Origin of the sequence: Haemophilus parainfluenzae T3T1, assembly GCF_000210895.1 — a bacterium.
GTDB lineage: Bacteria > Pseudomonadota > Gammaproteobacteria > Enterobacterales > Pasteurellaceae > Haemophilus_D > Haemophilus_D parainfluenzae_A.
The window spans coordinates 409,719-423,320 of record NC_015964.1 but is presented as its reverse complement, the minus strand read 5'-3'; the positions used below and the strand labels follow the sequence as shown (position 1 = coordinate 423,320).

Below are 13,602 nucleotides of genomic sequence, written 5' to 3'. Positions count from 1 at the left end.
CCGTGATTTCTGACCGCACTTGGTGAGTTAGCGAAAGAGAAAGGCAATGCCGAAAATCACAAGCAACCAAAAGGCAATGGAAAGAATAAAGATTCCACGCCATACAATATGCCGTGGCATATTTAATACATAATCAATCATTTTCTGTTTCATTTCGTTCCCTTGCTTTTTCTCGCCATGTCATTAATTCGGCAAATGTCATTTGCTCAAAGGCTTGTGGTTGCCAATGGAAAATTAATGCAATGTCCGCCATGGCATCTTCTACCGTGGCGGCAATCATTATTCGGTCGCTTCCGCTTCCGAATTCTTCCCTAAAAAACCGACAGCCACCGCCGCAAGCTCGGTGAAGTCTGCCACTTCCATTGTGGAAAAGTCGGATTTGTGCAATACAGGATTTGTCACGCGAGTGAGCAACACTTGCAATGCGTCCACGTCCATTTGCAACACGTCAAACATTTTCAAGCCTTTTAATGCCGGCACGGTTGGTTTGTTGACGGTGATTTCGGTGATTTTAGTTTCGCCACGCACAAGTGGATTGGTTAATGTGATCACTTTGCTGTTTTCGTTTTTCATTTTTTATACCTTTAAAAATGCCACGCTTAAGCGTGGGTGGGTGATTTAATAAAAGCCCCTTGCGGGGCTAGGTGGTGATTAGATGCCAATCGCTGAACGGTGTTCTGCCAAGCGGTCAGTGCCGCCGACAATAAAGATTGAGTTGAGTAAATCAATCTCGACCAAATCTTTGCCGTTTTCGATGATTTTGTAATAGGTTAATGGCACGGTATAGCTTTGTTCGGTGTCATCGCCTGATTTGCTTGTGCCGTTGTCAATTTCGCTGAAACGACCACGCATAATCAATTCAATAGCGGTGACTTCTTCTGTGTCGTCTTGTTGATATGCACCCGCAAAACGTAATGCTGAACCGTCAATTTTGCCGCCAAATTCTTTGATGAGTTCGGTCATATACCCGCCCATTTTGAATTGCGCTTCCAAGCCTTCCACGCCTAAATTCACTTTCACTGGACCAATCATGCCGCCTGCACGGTATTCTTCCAGTTTCATTGCTAATTTAGGTTGTGTGATTTCGGTGACTTGGCCACGGTAAGAATTACCGTCTGCCAAGAAGTTCATGAGTTTTAATTTACGTGGTAAAGCCATTTGTTATGCTCCTACTTTGGCAATCTCTGCGGCGAATTCCACAAGGTATTCATCGCTGATGTATTGGTTAAAGCCTAATTGTTCTAATGGCGGAACAGGGCAGTAATCATAAGACACAAGCAATTTTGCATCTTTTAATGTGGCGGCAGTGTTCAGTGATGAATTGATAAATGCTTTACCGCCGACTAAGTAACCTTTCGCCACATATTCACGCCATTTCGCATTGATCGCTTCCACGATTTCTTTCACCAACATCACACTGATGTTTTTATCTACTGCCCAATCAAATGATTGTGCGATAGTGTCTTTCAACACTTGTGCGGTGCGAGTGTAGTTTTCGTAGATGAATAACTTGTCGGCTGAACAGGTGCGCAAGCCCCATAGTTTGAAGCCATTGTGATTCACACAACAAGTGATGCCTTGTTCGTTCAGATAGTTGACATCGGTCGCACTGTCGTTGATGTCGAATGAAAGCGGTTTAGTTACGCCAGTCACGCCAGTCAAACCTTTGTTTGAAATGCAAGTGTGCCAGCCGTATTCTTTATCTTGATACGCTCGCATTGCCGCCGCGCGGACAACTGCATAATCCACTTCGGTTGCTTTGGTGTTCGGGTTGAATGACAAGAAGTCACCGAAAATCAGCATTAATTCACGCTGTGAGAAATTACGGCGATAAGTGACCGCTTCTTCTTTGGTTTTTGCTGATCCGCACGATGCATACACAAAGCCATTCAGTTTTTTCGCCACGCTTAAAAGCTCGGTGGTAACATCTTGGCTGTCATACTTCGGCACGCAGAAAATACGCGGTTTCACGCCACAAACGGCAGCAGATACCAAGAACGCTTTCAAGCCAGTGTAATTTCCTTCGCTGTCCACTGTACCGATGACGTTTGCTTTCATGGTGCTTTCATCGTCGTTTTCTTCCACTCGAATGACGACCACTTTACAATTCACGATGTCAGCAATGCCATCTAATGCACGGGATAATGTGCCTTGTTTGCCGGCTTTCGCTTGGACTTCGGCGGTGATACCTGTTAAAAGAGTGGGTTTATTGAGTGGGAAAACAGTTGCATCTGCATCTGCTGCCGTTGCCACTAAACCGATCACGGCAGTGGATGATGTGGTGAGTGTTCGCAAGGCTTCGGCAATTTCCGTTACCTTGACCCCATGGAGATATTCATCAGACATATTTTAGCCCTATGGTTTCTATTGGTTAAATAATGTCTTTATTGTGATCGAGAGAATGGAGCAGTGCGAGCGGTTGGAAGTGTGAAAAACGGGGTAACAAAAAGGGCTTTCGCCCTTTTATTTGTTTATTCGTGATGGAAAACGCTCGTCTTGTTGCTTGCCGTTTATTTCGCTTTCATATGCGGTCTTGCAATGGTTTTTATCTCTAAATAATCCATTGATGAAACGGTAGAGTACACGCCACCGTTTTTTCGGTTGCTCGGCTAATATCGCTCCGCGATAGGTGCGACTTGATAATGTTTCATCTGCCGCACCGCCAGTAAGAGCATTAAAAAACTGATCTGCAGCGATTAAAACGTGATAGCCCCATGTTTTTAAATTTTTTGCCATTTGTTAATATCCTCTTCAATTTTATCTAGATCTTCCATTGTTTGAGCCTTTTCAATGTGGGCTTCAAACCCTTGCTTAATGGCAAACAATTTTCCCATTATGATTGCAAACAAATCCGCTTTTTCAATTACTTTCTTTTTCAGCTCATCTACTGATTTTAAGTCATCGCGCCCTTCAAAAATTTCAGTAAGTAACATCAACGGCAATTCGTTTCGCGCCTCACGTTCTTGTCGGTAAAAACTGTCGATTTCGGCTTGCGAATAGCCTGCAAGATATTGAGATTTAAAATTATCGGTTTTATTGGCAATAATTTGCATTAAATTATTTTTTCGCTTAATTAAAAGCGCTGTTTGCTTTTCTTTAGGGATAACCCAACTTTTACCGTTCCACTCGTGATCTTTAGTAGGTTGTTTGTCCACTAACACTAATTTGTCTTGATGTAATACCGGTGTTTTTTGCGCTAACTCATCGTCAGATTCAACGTCCAACACAAAATACAATGATTCATCTTCGGGGGCAGGATAGATAACATATTGGCCAATATCTTTTTTTGAAAAATACACTTTCATTTTTTATCCTTAGTTAAGTTAACCAAATACGACGACTTTTTTAATTCTTGGTTTGCGCCCGTCACTTTGTGGGGTGATAGTGATATTGTTACCATTACGATGCAACAACGCGAGAGTGACATAGTTATAGTCACCAGCGGTTCCGCCTGTATCGTATTCGCCGATGCGTGTGTCGTGGCATTGTTCGATGGGCGCGCTGAACCAAATTGGGCGATTCGCGTTTGGTCCATTGGGAGTATCCATCAATATAAATAACGCGCCTTTGCTAACTTGCGCATTAACTGTGATTGGGTTATCCGTTGACCCTTGCCAAATAAGGCGTTCTCTCGGTAAGTCTGAGAGGCGTTTACCGTCAGTCGTGACAAAATCATCTCCCCGTAATACCCCATCGTGTCCAAACCACCATATTTTGCCGTTGCCGCTATCCGTAAGTAAATGGATGGCGCCGCTGCCAAATTGATCAATTGTCCCGGGGGTCATATACCCAAAACTAAATGCCGTGCCATATTGATTGCCATTGGTGTTAAACCCCTTGATAAAGGGATAATAGATATTTTTCCCGTTGGCATTTGGGTTATGTACTGCATACGGTGCATTTTTGTCGGTCCATTGATTGGCAAATCCGCCCTGTCCATATGCTTTCGCGGTATGTCCGGTAGCACGCACAACACCACCGGTATAAATCCCCTCACTGTCAATCGTTGCGATAAATTCAGAGCTATTTTTTCGACCGCCGAGATTTAATGAGCCATTGTTGTTAAATCCAATTCCGGTGACTTCGTTACCAATAAACGTATCACCCGAAAACTTAATCGGCATACGCCATGAGTAATTTCCAATATAATAGTTTTCAGTTGCGCCGGTAAATGTGAGTGTGCCCTTCATGCTGTCGCCACTTTTTGCGACGACGTCATTAACATAAGCGATCGTACCATCTCTTTTTGGAAAAGATACCACTGCCACGTTTTCACCGTTTGGCTTACGATATACCGCAGTAAGCATAGAGCCGTTAGCGTGATTATTGCCTTCGAGCCTCAAGTAGTATCCATCATTGTTATATAAATTAATACCACTGTAATCACCTTGCTTAAATGACATATCGCCTGTCATCGTATCGCCTGATTTAGATACACGACCGTCAGCATTTTGGTTTGCATTATCTGCAGCAGTTTTTGCTTCCACACCTTTATCATAAGCCGTTTTGACGGCTGACGATGTCGCCACATCTTCATTACTGTTGCTTGTGACTGAATTTGATTTTTTGTTGTTTGGAATGTAATTGCCAAGGGCGAGTTGAACCTTGCTGATGAGCTGTGCAAGTTTTTTACCGGCTCTTGCAGACAAGCCCAACTTGTCACTATCAAGCCCCGTGTCATCGGTAAGTTGCACAATACCTGCTTTTGTTGTGTCGGCGGTTTCGATTTCGTGTGTATGCCCGCTATCATCAAATCCATTTGCGGTTTGCGATGTGATTTTTTTCGGGTTTAATTGCTGACGGGTAACAAAAATCACCGAATTATCTATACTCAATGTGACAGCTTGGGAATTGCTGACTTTTAAAATCATCCGCAACACTTGCACCTTGCCGCTTCCGCTTTCAAGCGTTGGCTTAAAACTTTCAGGCGTATTTGCATACGCCACTAATTTGTTTGTGCTATCGAAAACGCCCATTTCTCGGATATAAAACCCGCCCACATCTTCCGGAATGGTCAATTCAATGATGATTTGCTTGTTGTTGCGTGGATCGAGTGATACGGCACTGACATTCCCACGGTGTGTCTCTTTCACCAATGCTGTGCGGTCTGCCGTTGGGGTGACGGCTTGTCCGTTACCGTCACCCACTGCAAAGCTTGAAAATTGAATTGGTTGATTGGTTGCGATGGCGTTAGCAAAAGCTTGTGTGCCGTAGTCTGTTAATACTGTGAAATATTGTGCTGTCATATAAATCCTTAAATAGGGTAAACGCTGATGATTTCGCCTGTTTGTTGCCCAAAGAATGTATTCATTGTGCCAGTTGGAGAAATGGCGATGGCGAGCTGTGATAAATGGCGTGAAACAGGTTTTACATCATTAATTAATCGCACTAATTCGTTGTAAGTTTGCTCATTCAGTCCTGTTTCCGGTACTTCTACGGTAACACTAAATGTGCCGGCTTTGCCTTGCGGTTTTTGATTGAACCATTCTTTTAATTCGACAAGATAGCCTATTGGTTCGATCACTCGTTTTACGGCGGCAATGGTGCCTTTGTGTTTATGCACGAAAAAAGATTGTTTAATGGCAATGCGTTTAACTTCTTCGCTCCAATCTTCATCCCACTTGTCCACCGAAAATGCCCACGCCAAATAGGAAAGAAGCTCCGATGGGCATTTGTCAGGGTTGATCAAGTCAGCAATAATGACTGGATTTTCAACCGCACTTTTTAAAATTTCTGCGGCTCGTTTCTCCAGTTTTGTTGAACCAGTTGGCAATAGGTGACTAGTAATCATCACTTACTACAATCTCAATATTAATATTTGTGCAATAGCCTGATTTTGAGCTAGGCAAAACAATATCGGCTGTTGGTGCGAGTAATTCCACTCGTTGAACGCCTTCAAGGTGTAGTGCAGCATAAATTCCCGATAAGCTAATATCTCGACCTAATCTGCGTTTTTCTGCGGTGTATGCAGTGAGTTTTTTCATCGCTTCAGCTTTTATTGCTTCATATTCAGGCCCACGATATAAATGCAATTTTGCTCGGATTTCGTATGTTTGGATTGTGGCACTTTGCACTGTTACACGATCCCCGATTGGTCGAATGGTTTCTTCATTCAATTTTTCTCGGACGGCTTTCAACACTTGTTCACTTGCTACGCCTTGCCCAGTTCGGCTTAAAATAGTGACGGTAACATTGGCGGGTTCAGGTGATACAACTGACACGTCAGCCACATCGGCGTGAGCGGATAAGGCGTGAAACACATAAGCGTTTCTTGGCCCTGCGACTGACATTCCTTCAAAGGCTAGTTGTGTTCGAATTCGAAGTTCCGCATCGCTTTCGTAGATTGCGGGCTTTGGTGGTGTCGTTGAGTTATCTTCCGCTTGAATAAGTAAGCGTTTTACGTTGTAGTTGGCGGCGATAACGTCTAAATCGCTCCCTGTTGCATAAGCAAGCATGGTTGCCTGTGCGGCTTGATTGATGCGTGTGCGTTCAAGCAGTTGCAAATAGACAACTTCTTGTAAGAGTTTTGTAATGGGTTCGCTTTCAAGGCTTAAGCGAGACTGCCAGAATGCACGTTCTGATTCGTCAAATAATTTGATGAATTCTTGTTTTCTTTCCGCAAGTAAGGTTTCAAAATCTAAATCTTCTAAAACTTTTGGTGCGTCCAGTTTTGATAGATCAACTAATTCGCTCATTCTTACCGCCTAGCCATACATCATCATAATTGATGATATTGTTTTGATTTCTTGTTCTGCCCACGATTGAGCAAGTGATGCCGTTTTCTGTAAGTTGTGGTTTAAATTGGCTAATCGTCACGCGGGGTTCCCATTTGTGCAATGCCATCACCGCACTTGCGGCAAGTTGGAGCAACAAAGCGTGGTTCATTGGTCTGTCAATCAGTTCTGGAATACGGCTGCCATAATCTCGGCGTTGTAAGCGTGATCCGATTGGCGTCAATAAAATGTCTGCGATTGACTGCTTGATATGTTCCGTTTCGCTTGTTATTTTCTCGCCTGTAAATCTATTCATTATGCTGTTGCCTTGCTTGTTCGTACTTTTTCACCTTGTGCAACGTGAACGTGGCTTTGTAAGCTAATATTTCCGCCTTTAATGTCGCCTTTTGCTGAAATTGCCCCTTGTGTGCTAATTGCGCCCTTGCTTGTGGTTGTGCCTGTTGTAGATAAATCCCCGTCAATATTCACATCGCCTTTAATATTGACAGTGGGGCAGTCAATATTGATTTGATTGGCGGCGGTGATAGTGGCGGTTTTTATTCCTGTCACAACCAAATCGCTGTTTGCTTGGTTGTAGGTGATTTTTGCGCCATCGGCAAATTCGATCACGTGTTCATCGGCTGAATGGCTTGGGCTGTTTTGAGTGTAAAGCCCTGTGATGATGCACGCTGTTGTCAGTTCGCCACTTGCCGCTAAGATGACACATTGTTCGCCTTGTGTTGGCGGCGACCATGTTTTTGTCGTTCCGGAACGCAAAGTGATAAATGGTAAAAAATCCGTCAATATTTCACCGCACTTTACCCGTGCTTTTGCTTGTGCGTAATCGACTTCGGCAATTAAGCCAAAGCGGATAATGCTTTCAATTCTGCGGTTGTTATCGGCTGACATGGGCGGATTTCTACTTGTAATAATTGCCCCTATTTTTGGTGAGTTTGTTTGATTTTGCGAGTGTGTAGGAGTGTGAAAAACAGGGTAACAAAAAAGGGCTTTCGCCCTTTTATTTTATGCCCGATCTGTCATTCGACTTCGCATTCTTGCTTGTTGTTGTCGGTTGATTCGTTCAAGCTCTGCGGCGACAAGTTGGGCGATTTGTCGTTCATTTTGCCCAGCTTGTGCATTAATGGTGATATTCACCGCCATTGGTTGCATAGTTTGGCTGATGCTTGGACGGGCTGAAATTGGCGGTCTGTTATCCACCTGAATTGGTGCGGCTGTGGCAAGTCCTATACCTAAACCGCCCGCAATTAAGGCTTGTTTTCCGTAATTTAAGGCGTTCAGCGTTGCAACGCCAAGGCGGCTTGTTGCTTCTTTTGTCATGATGTATTCACCACCGTGGAAAATGCCTTTAGGCTCATATTTCCCGCCATTTCCCGCATAACCGCCTGACCATCTATTCACATTTGGCGCATCTAATCCTGCACCAGTCATGAAATAGCTCCCAGCCGCACTATTATTCATCGCATTTGCAGTGGCATTTGATACTTTCTGTTTTGCTGTGTCGATTGTTTTTCCAATCCCTTCAAGCGTTGGCAGATTGTTAAGCACCCACTTAATGCTATCCATCAGCCATTGCAAAGGTTTTGTCACCAAATCAATGCCTGCGGCAAGCCATTCTCCGAACTTTTTACCGGCATTCGCGGCGGCATCTAAATCTTCTTTTGTGCTTTGCACTGGTGCAAGTAGGTTAGTGAACCAGTTAAAAGCACTTTCAATCCAACCGACAAGCGGTTTGAATTTGTCGATGACAGGTTGTAATCCTGATTGCAATCCGCTTAAAAAACCACTAAAGAATGAGCTGATTGGTTGCCAGTATTTGAAAATTGCAATGCCTGCCGCAATGATAGCGGCGCCGATAGGGGATAATGCAAGCCCCACAAATTTAAGTGGTGATAACAATCCACGAACGATTGCACCGCCAATTCTTGGCAATAGCACGCCTAAATTTGCCAATGCCAAGCCTAAACGTGCAATAGGGTATAAGACAAAGCTTAAAACCGTGCTTAATGCCCCGAAAATCGTCAATGCTCCGCCGATTGCTCCCGCAATCATCACAATGTTTGATGTGAGTTTTGGATTTTCAATAATCCAATTTTTAATACGATCAATTACGCCGCCGATTTTATCCATTAATCGTTCAAGCGTTGGCGCAAGGGTTCCCCCAATAACTGAATTGATATTGAAAAGTCTGTTTTTAAAAATGCCCCATTTAGACGACAACGCTTTCATTCTCGTGTCAAATTCACGCCCCATTGAGCCTTTTGCCGCTTCACTATTGGCTAGTTCAATTTGTCTGCGCCATTCTTCCGTATTTGATACTAACAATGCGAGCGTTTTTGTGTGTTCCGTGCCAACTAAATCGGCAATGGTTCCAAGTCGTTTTGATTCAGGCAGTTTTTTGAGTGCGTCCACGATTTTAAAAATAGTGCCTTGTGCATCTTTAACCATGCCTAATTCAACGGCATTTGCACTTAAACCTAACGCGGCCAAGCCATTTTTAACGGGCTTTTTCTTACTTGCTTGTGATAAGCGGGTGAAGATAGCATTGACGGCTGTCGCGGACTGTTCTTCTGCCGCCCCTGCAGTTTGCAAGGTTGAACCTAAAGCCGCCATGTTCTTTTCACTAATATTTGCGATGCCAGAAATCCCTGAAACTCGGTTCATAAATCCGATGATTTCCGTGCCTTTAGAAATGGCATTATCATCAAGATAGTTAATGGCATCAGCCAGTTCGCGTGATGCTTGTGCGGATAGTTTAAAGTTTTTTGTTACTTTCCCGTATTGTTCGACAAGTTCATCCGGATTAGCCGCATCAAATGCTGTTGCCATTTGAGTATTTAAACGCACAAATTCTGCAAGTTGTTCTTTTGGCACGTCCATTCTTGCTGCACTTTCAATCATGTTTGCGATTTGCACGGTTGTGAGTGGCAATTCTTTTGATAGATCCTGAATATTTAATTTCCACTGTTCAAATTCAGACGTGAAATTTCCCGCGTCATCTTTCAAGCCTTGTACTTGTCTTGCCACGCCAACCATGGCATCTTCAAAGCTCATAAAATCACGCACGGAACCAACCAAAGGTGCGGTTATGGTCGCGCCTGCTGCAAGTGCTTGCGCTCCGACAATTTGTACTTTGCTGTTAATATCTTTGAGATTATCGACTTTTCCACGATAGCGATTGTAAGCCGCCTGTTTAGCATTTAACTTGCTCAATGCGGCGGATTGGTTGTTAATCTGCTGATTTGCCGCGCTCATCTTGCTTTTTAATTCACTTTGACGTTGTGCAAGTGTTTTTGATGATAGCCCCGCCGCATTGAGTTCTTGGCGAGTTTGCTTTAATTTATTGGCTGTCGCTATTTGCTCGGCAGTTAATTTTTTGACGGCTTGTTGTGCAGCCAATACTTTATTTTTGAATTGCTCGGTTGGATTTTTCGCACTGTTTAATTGATTGGTGTATAAGTCGGCTTTTTGTTTAGCTTTTGCCACTTCATTATTGAGTGCGCTTAATTTGTTTTTTAATGGGTTGATCGTTGCAGCATATTTTTTGATAGCCGCTTCGTTTTCTCGCTCGGCTTTGCTTAATTGTGCGCGCACGTTTTTATTTTCTTTCAATTTCTTTGAAAGTTCAGACACGCTTTTGCTTGCGCTTTTCAACGGTGCAGACATTTTATCAATGGCATTGAGTAAGACTGATAATTGCAAATTGTTCATAAAAGCTCGCTGTTTATGTTTAAATACTTAATTGTTCAATGACTAAATCTTCGATGATGTCTAAATCGCTTTGGCTAAAGCCTAACAATTCACGCTGTGCATATGGCACTTTAAAATCTTTTGTTTTTGATGGACTGCTCATTAATCCGTATTGATGCACTTTTGCGATCATTGCGCTTGACCCATTAAAACCGACCGACACTTCATTGGCATTACTCTGAATTTTGAAATATCTTGCCGTTCTCAACTTTGCAAACATGGCTTTTCGTTTAATTCTGCCTTTCTTTTTGCCAAATTCTTTTCTTGGTTTTCTTTGCTCAAATGCTGTGCCGTCTGGGTTTTCTTGACGTGCGATGCGGGCTTGTTGATTTTTTCTTAAAGCTTGCCCAATGTTGCGGGCCAACTGGCGACGGGCTTGCGGTGAGAGATTATTAATGAGTGCGGTCAGTTTAGCTTGGATTTCCTCCACCGTTGCCATTATTCACCGCCTTTAAAAATTAAATTTTCATCCGTAATTTCGCCTAGATACACTTTCACTTTTCCTAACTGTTCCCATTCAGGTGCGGTTGGCTCTGTGGCGTATGTCATCTGCACATTTTCGCCCACTTGTTTTGCCACAACTCGTTCGGTAAGTTGGATTTCAAAAGATACGTCCGCTGTGTTGTTATTGTTGTAATCCATTTGGAATTTAAAGGCGTTTTCACGGCGTTGCGGATTTTCGAATAGTTCAGGTTGGTTTTTCCGTAAGTACGCATTAATCGGCACAATGAGGCTTGCAATATCAAAGGAAAAATCGGTGATGATGATGTTGAGTGTGTAACGATACTCAAAGCTCAGTGATGTGCTGCCAGTTGCAACAACTTGACCGCCGTCAACATAAAGCTGTAAGCGGTCGGGATTTTTCACAAAGTCTTGGTGACTTTGCTCAAGGATTTTGCGCAGTTGGTTTGGCTTTTTCATTTTCTGAAATTCCGTTGTTGCATTTCGTATTTTTGCTGACAATCCACGCAACGGGTTACGCCTTGAATTAATTTGCGACGTTTTTCAGGAATGGGGATGTCACAATCTTCGCAATAAAACGCACTGATTGCTTTAAAAGTGCGGTGTTTTTGTAACGCAATATCACGTGTCATTTGTTCGAGTTCTTGCGCACGGTCAAATTGATCGGTCATTGTTTTTCCTGTTTATTAAATTCATCAATGCATTTCTTTAATGCTTGATTCTCAACAATGCATACACTTAGCTTTTGTTGGCTTTGTAGATAAGCGTTAGCCAAATCCCCGTTTGTTTTAATTGTGGCGGCAAATGGTGTACATTCTGCGACTTGCGGGCATAGAATTGGCTGTTTAATGATTTTCGGTGTAGTTGAACACGCCGCTAACATCATCAGGGATAAAAGTGTCAGCCCAATCTTGGTGTTTTTTAAGTGCATTTTTTAAATCCTGTGTTTGCTTGGTTTGAGAGATTTTTAATTGATTAACGGCTTCCGTGAGTGCTTTTTGTTGCTCATTGAATTTATCCACGCTTTCATTTAAGGCAATGTAAGACGCTTCCCATTGTTGTTTTAATTGTTCTTCTTTGGCGGCTTCAGCTCGCCAGTGGTTAGCTTGCCACCCTTGAAACAGGATAATTGCCACAAGCATGAGCGGGCCAACCAATAAAATGTATTTTTCTTTTTTCGTTAAGAACCCAAACATAATGCTTTCTCCTTTTGTCGTCTTTCAATTAAGCCTTTCAGTGGAACGCCGTTTGCATAAATCCATCGTTCAAATTGACCGCACATGGCTTTGCTATATCCTTTCCTTGCCATTTTAAAAAGCGTGCTGTTTTTTAAGTTCCCGCATCCTGCATTAAAGGTAATTGACACTAAGGCATCAAATGCACCTTGCGGCATTGCTTGACCGTTTGCATACGTATTTACACATTTTTCGGCTTGTTTAATTCCCTTTGTAAAGGCATTTGCAATTTCTTCATCTGTATAGACTTTATGTGGAATGACTTTTTCGACTGCATCAGTGGTTCCTAGCCCAAATGTTAATACATCTGCAGGGCAGTTATATGGCACTCTTTGACATCCTTCTGCATTGCCAGTCAATAGCAAGCCTTTTTCTGATGTTCTAATTTCATGCCCGTGTAAAGAGAGTGCCAATCCTACAATCGCCACAACACTGCATGCATATTTCGCTGTTCGTTTAATCATGGTGATGGCTCCGGCTCCGTTGGTTTAATTCTTTTTCTTTTAATTCAAAATCTTTTTTCTTGTAATACCAATTTACAAGGAATGTTGCGACGCCGATCACAATACCTGTTACTGATGCAACGTCTGCCCAATTTACATTTGAAAACATATCCGCAATGCGTCCTATGAAGAAGGCAAATAATCCTGATGTGTAAGACGCTTTTGATGGTGTGTCGTGCATATCAGCTCCAAAGTTGTATAGTGTCACTTGCCACGCTGATCTTTTCTGTGTCAGTTTCTGGCAATATTACTGGTGTCCTGATTGGAATGACTGGTTTATCCATTAAATGCGGATTTAATTCACACGCAATTTCTAAAAGTCCTTCACTGCGGCCAAAATAGCGATAAAGAATGGCGTCCAAGTTGTCATTTTGTTGTGCGTAAACTTCCATCAAATTAACTCCGCATCGACCCGTCTTTTGCCGATAATGTCGCTAATGGCAAAGCGTGCATCTCGTCTTAATTCGTTGATGCTGTCTTTGAGTAAATCCATTTTCTTTTCGCCATCATTGGTGCTGTCATAGCTTGCGTAACGCTCGTAAAGGTTAGCCAGTGCCAAACAGTTCACCGCGCGTTTATAGCGATAAATCAACACGCTTTCGCCGTTGACTGATGGTGCGGGGATTTGTTCAAGGAAGTGATGTTCGCTTTGTGCTTTGAATGTAGATAATTCATCATTTACACTGGCGATGGCTTCAATCAATGCATCTTGCAAGCGTTGTTCGGTGACTGTGCCGTCTGCACGATATTGATTGCGAAAATCAGAAAGAGAAATATCAGGAAAAAAATCATCGTTTCGAATAATATCTTCGCCTGTTCCGTAATCTTCCAGTTGTTTTTGCACTGCGCCCATTTCATAATCGGGGGCGAGTTTGATTGAGATTGCACCGTCTGACATAAAATCTACCTATAAAAAAGCGG

The 13,602-nt window shown here is 42.9% G+C and carries 22 protein-coding genes; all 22 read right to left on the bottom strand.

The features are described from left to right. Window positions 1-27: 27 nt before the first annotated feature. Window positions 28-153 carry a hypothetical protein gene (locus PARA_RS10485; protein ID WP_014064338.1) on the bottom strand — a complete coding sequence of 42 codons (126 nt, stop codon included), beginning with the start codon at window positions 151-153 and terminating at the stop codon, window positions 28-30. Then, window positions 134-280 (bottom strand): GpE family phage tail protein, encoded by a 147-nt coding sequence (locus PARA_RS02100; RefSeq protein WP_005700138.1) that lies wholly within the window; start codon window positions 278-280, stop codon window positions 134-136. The genes PARA_RS10485 and PARA_RS02100 overlap by 20 nt, the downstream gene beginning before the upstream one ends. After that, window positions 280-573 carry a phage tail assembly protein gene (locus tag PARA_RS02095; RefSeq protein ID WP_005700107.1) on the bottom strand — a complete coding sequence of 98 codons (294 nt, stop codon included), beginning with the start codon at window positions 571-573 and terminating at the stop codon, window positions 280-282. Before PARA_RS02095 ends, PARA_RS02100 begins: the two co-directional genes overlap by 1 nt. Window positions 574-651: 78 nt before the next feature. Beyond that, window positions 652-1,158 carry a phage major tail tube protein gene (locus tag PARA_RS02090; protein WP_005700105.1) on the bottom strand — a complete coding sequence of 169 codons (507 nt, stop codon included), beginning with the start codon at window positions 1,156-1,158 and terminating at the stop codon, window positions 652-654. Between the two features lie 3 nt (window positions 1,159-1,161). Further along, complete coding sequence (locus tag PARA_RS02085; RefSeq protein ID WP_014064337.1) at window positions 1,162-2,346, bottom strand: phage tail sheath subtilisin-like domain-containing protein; 1,185 nt, start codon at window positions 2,344-2,346, stop codon at window positions 1,162-1,164. Window positions 2,347-2,463: 117 nt separating this feature from the next. Then, a complete protein-coding gene (locus tag PARA_RS02080) occupies window positions 2,464-2,736 on the bottom strand; it encodes a hypothetical protein (protein ID WP_014064336.1) in 273 nt (90 codons plus the stop codon). Further along, a complete protein-coding gene (locus tag PARA_RS02075; RefSeq protein WP_014064335.1) occupies window positions 2,721-3,305 on the bottom strand; it encodes a hypothetical protein in 585 nt (194 codons plus the stop codon). The genes PARA_RS02080 and PARA_RS02075 overlap by 16 nt, the downstream gene beginning before the upstream one ends. An 18-nt stretch (window positions 3,306-3,323) precedes the next feature. Next, window positions 3,324-5,246, bottom strand: coding sequence for a phage tail protein (locus tag PARA_RS10245; protein ID WP_014064334.1), 1,923 nt, complete (start codon window positions 5,244-5,246; stop codon window positions 3,324-3,326). Window positions 5,247-5,254: 8 nt separating this feature from the next. Continuing rightward, window positions 5,255-5,791: a phage tail protein I gene (locus PARA_RS02065; protein WP_014064333.1), complete on the bottom strand. Its 537-nt coding sequence runs from the start codon at window positions 5,789-5,791 to the stop codon at window positions 5,255-5,257. Continuing rightward, on the bottom strand, window positions 5,781-6,695 hold the full coding sequence (locus PARA_RS02060; RefSeq protein ID WP_014064332.1) for a baseplate assembly protein: 915 nt from the start codon (window positions 6,693-6,695) through the stop codon (window positions 5,781-5,783). The genes PARA_RS02065 and PARA_RS02060 overlap by 11 nt, the downstream gene beginning before the upstream one ends. Then, entirely contained in the window at window positions 6,679-7,029 is a 351-nt protein-coding gene (locus tag PARA_RS02055) for a GPW/gp25 family protein (RefSeq protein ID WP_014064331.1), read from the bottom strand. The genes PARA_RS02060 and PARA_RS02055 overlap by 17 nt, the downstream gene beginning before the upstream one ends. Beyond that, on the bottom strand, window positions 7,029-7,622 hold the full coding sequence (locus PARA_RS02050; protein WP_014064330.1) for a phage baseplate assembly protein V: 594 nt from the start codon (window positions 7,620-7,622) through the stop codon (window positions 7,029-7,031). The genes PARA_RS02055 and PARA_RS02050 overlap by 1 nt, the downstream gene beginning before the upstream one ends. 114 nt (window positions 7,623-7,736) lie before the next feature. Then, the gene (locus PARA_RS02045) at window positions 7,737-10,442 is read right to left on the bottom strand and encodes a phage tail tape measure protein (RefSeq protein ID WP_014064329.1); all 2,706 of its coding nucleotides are present in this window, start codon (window positions 10,440-10,442) and stop codon (window positions 7,737-7,739) included. 19 nt (window positions 10,443-10,461) lie between these two features. Then, on the bottom strand, window positions 10,462-10,920 hold the full coding sequence (locus tag PARA_RS02040) for a phage virion morphogenesis protein (protein WP_014064328.1): 459 nt from the start codon (window positions 10,918-10,920) through the stop codon (window positions 10,462-10,464). Further along, on the bottom strand, window positions 10,920-11,402 hold the full coding sequence (locus PARA_RS02035) for a phage tail protein (protein WP_014064327.1): 483 nt from the start codon (window positions 11,400-11,402) through the stop codon (window positions 10,920-10,922). Before PARA_RS02035 ends, PARA_RS02040 begins: the two co-directional genes overlap by 1 nt. After that, window positions 11,399-11,614 (bottom strand): TraR/DksA family transcriptional regulator, encoded by a 216-nt coding sequence (locus tag PARA_RS02030; protein ID WP_014064326.1) that lies wholly within the window; start codon window positions 11,612-11,614, stop codon window positions 11,399-11,401. The genes PARA_RS02035 and PARA_RS02030 overlap by 4 nt, the downstream gene beginning before the upstream one ends. Continuing rightward, on the bottom strand, window positions 11,611-11,826 hold the full coding sequence (gene lysC, locus PARA_RS10425) for an Rz1-like lysis system protein LysC (protein WP_014064325.1): 216 nt from the start codon (window positions 11,824-11,826) through the stop codon (window positions 11,611-11,613). The genes PARA_RS02030 and lysC overlap by 4 nt, the downstream gene beginning before the upstream one ends. After that, window positions 11,789-12,139, bottom strand: coding sequence for a chemotaxis protein (locus tag PARA_RS02025; protein ID WP_014064324.1), 351 nt, complete (start codon window positions 12,137-12,139; stop codon window positions 11,789-11,791). Before PARA_RS02025 ends, lysC begins: the two co-directional genes overlap by 38 nt. After that, a complete protein-coding gene (locus tag PARA_RS02020) occupies window positions 12,124-12,642 on the bottom strand; it encodes a lysozyme (protein WP_005700153.1) in 519 nt (172 codons plus the stop codon). The genes PARA_RS02025 and PARA_RS02020 overlap by 16 nt, the downstream gene beginning before the upstream one ends. Then, window positions 12,635-12,862 (bottom strand): phage holin, encoded by a 228-nt coding sequence (locus PARA_RS02015; protein WP_014064323.1) that lies wholly within the window; start codon window positions 12,860-12,862, stop codon window positions 12,635-12,637. The genes PARA_RS02020 and PARA_RS02015 overlap by 8 nt, the downstream gene beginning before the upstream one ends. A 1-nt stretch (window position 12,863) precedes the next feature. Then, window positions 12,864-13,073: a tail protein X gene (locus tag PARA_RS02010; RefSeq protein ID WP_014064322.1), complete on the bottom strand. Its 210-nt coding sequence runs from the start codon at window positions 13,071-13,073 to the stop codon at window positions 12,864-12,866. Further along, entirely contained in the window at window positions 13,073-13,579 is a 507-nt protein-coding gene (locus tag PARA_RS02005) for a head completion/stabilization protein (protein ID WP_014064321.1), read from the bottom strand. Before PARA_RS02005 ends, PARA_RS02010 begins: the two co-directional genes overlap by 1 nt. Window positions 13,580-13,602: the final 23 nt, after the last annotated feature.

Coding starts and splice junctions, on each gene's coding strand:
- PARA_RS10485 (WP_014064338.1), bottom strand. CDS start 153: ATGAAACAGAAAATGATTGATTATGTATTAAATATGCCACGGCATATT.
- PARA_RS02100 (WP_005700138.1), bottom strand. CDS start 280: ATGATTGCCGCCACGGTAGAAGATGCCATGGCGGACATTGCATTAATT.
- PARA_RS02095 (WP_005700107.1), bottom strand. CDS start 573: ATGAAAAACGAAAACAGCAAAGTGATCACATTAACCAATCCACTTGTG.
- PARA_RS02090 (WP_005700105.1), bottom strand. CDS start 1,158: ATGGCTTTACCACGTAAATTAAAACTCATGAACTTCTTGGCAGACGGT.
- PARA_RS02085 (WP_014064337.1), bottom strand. CDS start 2,346: ATGTCTGATGAATATCTCCATGGGGTCAAGGTAACGGAAATTGCCGAA.
- PARA_RS02080 (WP_014064336.1), bottom strand. CDS start 2,736: ATGGCAAAAAATTTAAAAACATGGGGCTATCACGTTTTAATCGCTGCA.
- PARA_RS02075 (WP_014064335.1), bottom strand. CDS start 3,305: ATGAAAGTGTATTTTTCAAAAAAAGATATTGGCCAATATGTTATCTAT.
- PARA_RS10245 (WP_014064334.1), bottom strand. CDS start 5,246: ATGACAGCACAATATTTCACAGTATTAACAGACTACGGCACACAAGCT.
- PARA_RS02065 (WP_014064333.1), bottom strand. CDS start 5,791: ATGATTACTAGTCACCTATTGCCAACTGGTTCAACAAAACTGGAGAAA.
- PARA_RS02060 (WP_014064332.1), bottom strand. CDS start 6,695: ATGAGCGAATTAGTTGATCTATCAAAACTGGACGCACCAAAAGTTTTA.
- PARA_RS02055 (WP_014064331.1), bottom strand. CDS start 7,029: ATGAATAGATTTACAGGCGAGAAAATAACAAGCGAAACGGAACATATC.
- PARA_RS02050 (WP_014064330.1), bottom strand. CDS start 7,622: ATGTCAGCCGATAACAACCGCAGAATTGAAAGCATTATCCGCTTTGGC.
- PARA_RS02045 (WP_014064329.1), bottom strand. CDS start 10,442: ATGAACAATTTGCAATTATCAGTCTTACTCAATGCCATTGATAAAATG.
- PARA_RS02040 (WP_014064328.1), bottom strand. CDS start 10,920: ATGGCAACGGTGGAGGAAATCCAAGCTAAACTGACCGCACTCATTAAT.
- PARA_RS02035 (WP_014064327.1), bottom strand. CDS start 11,402: ATGAAAAAGCCAAACCAACTGCGCAAAATCCTTGAGCAAAGTCACCAA.
- PARA_RS02030 (WP_014064326.1), bottom strand. CDS start 11,614: ATGACCGATCAATTTGACCGTGCGCAAGAACTCGAACAAATGACACGT.
- lysC (WP_014064325.1), bottom strand. CDS start 11,826: ATGTTAGCGGCGTGTTCAACTACACCGAAAATCATTAAACAGCCAATT.
- PARA_RS02025 (WP_014064324.1), bottom strand. CDS start 12,139: ATGTTTGGGTTCTTAACGAAAAAAGAAAAATACATTTTATTGGTTGGC.
- PARA_RS02020 (WP_005700153.1), bottom strand. CDS start 12,642: ATGATTAAACGAACAGCGAAATATGCATGCAGTGTTGTGGCGATTGTA.
- PARA_RS02015 (WP_014064323.1), bottom strand. CDS start 12,862: ATGCACGACACACCATCAAAAGCGTCTTACACATCAGGATTATTTGCC.
- PARA_RS02010 (WP_014064322.1), bottom strand. CDS start 13,073: ATGGAAGTTTACGCACAACAAAATGACAACTTGGACGCCATTCTTTAT.
- PARA_RS02005 (WP_014064321.1), bottom strand. CDS start 13,579: ATGTCAGACGGTGCAATCTCAATCAAACTCGCCCCCGATTATGAAATG.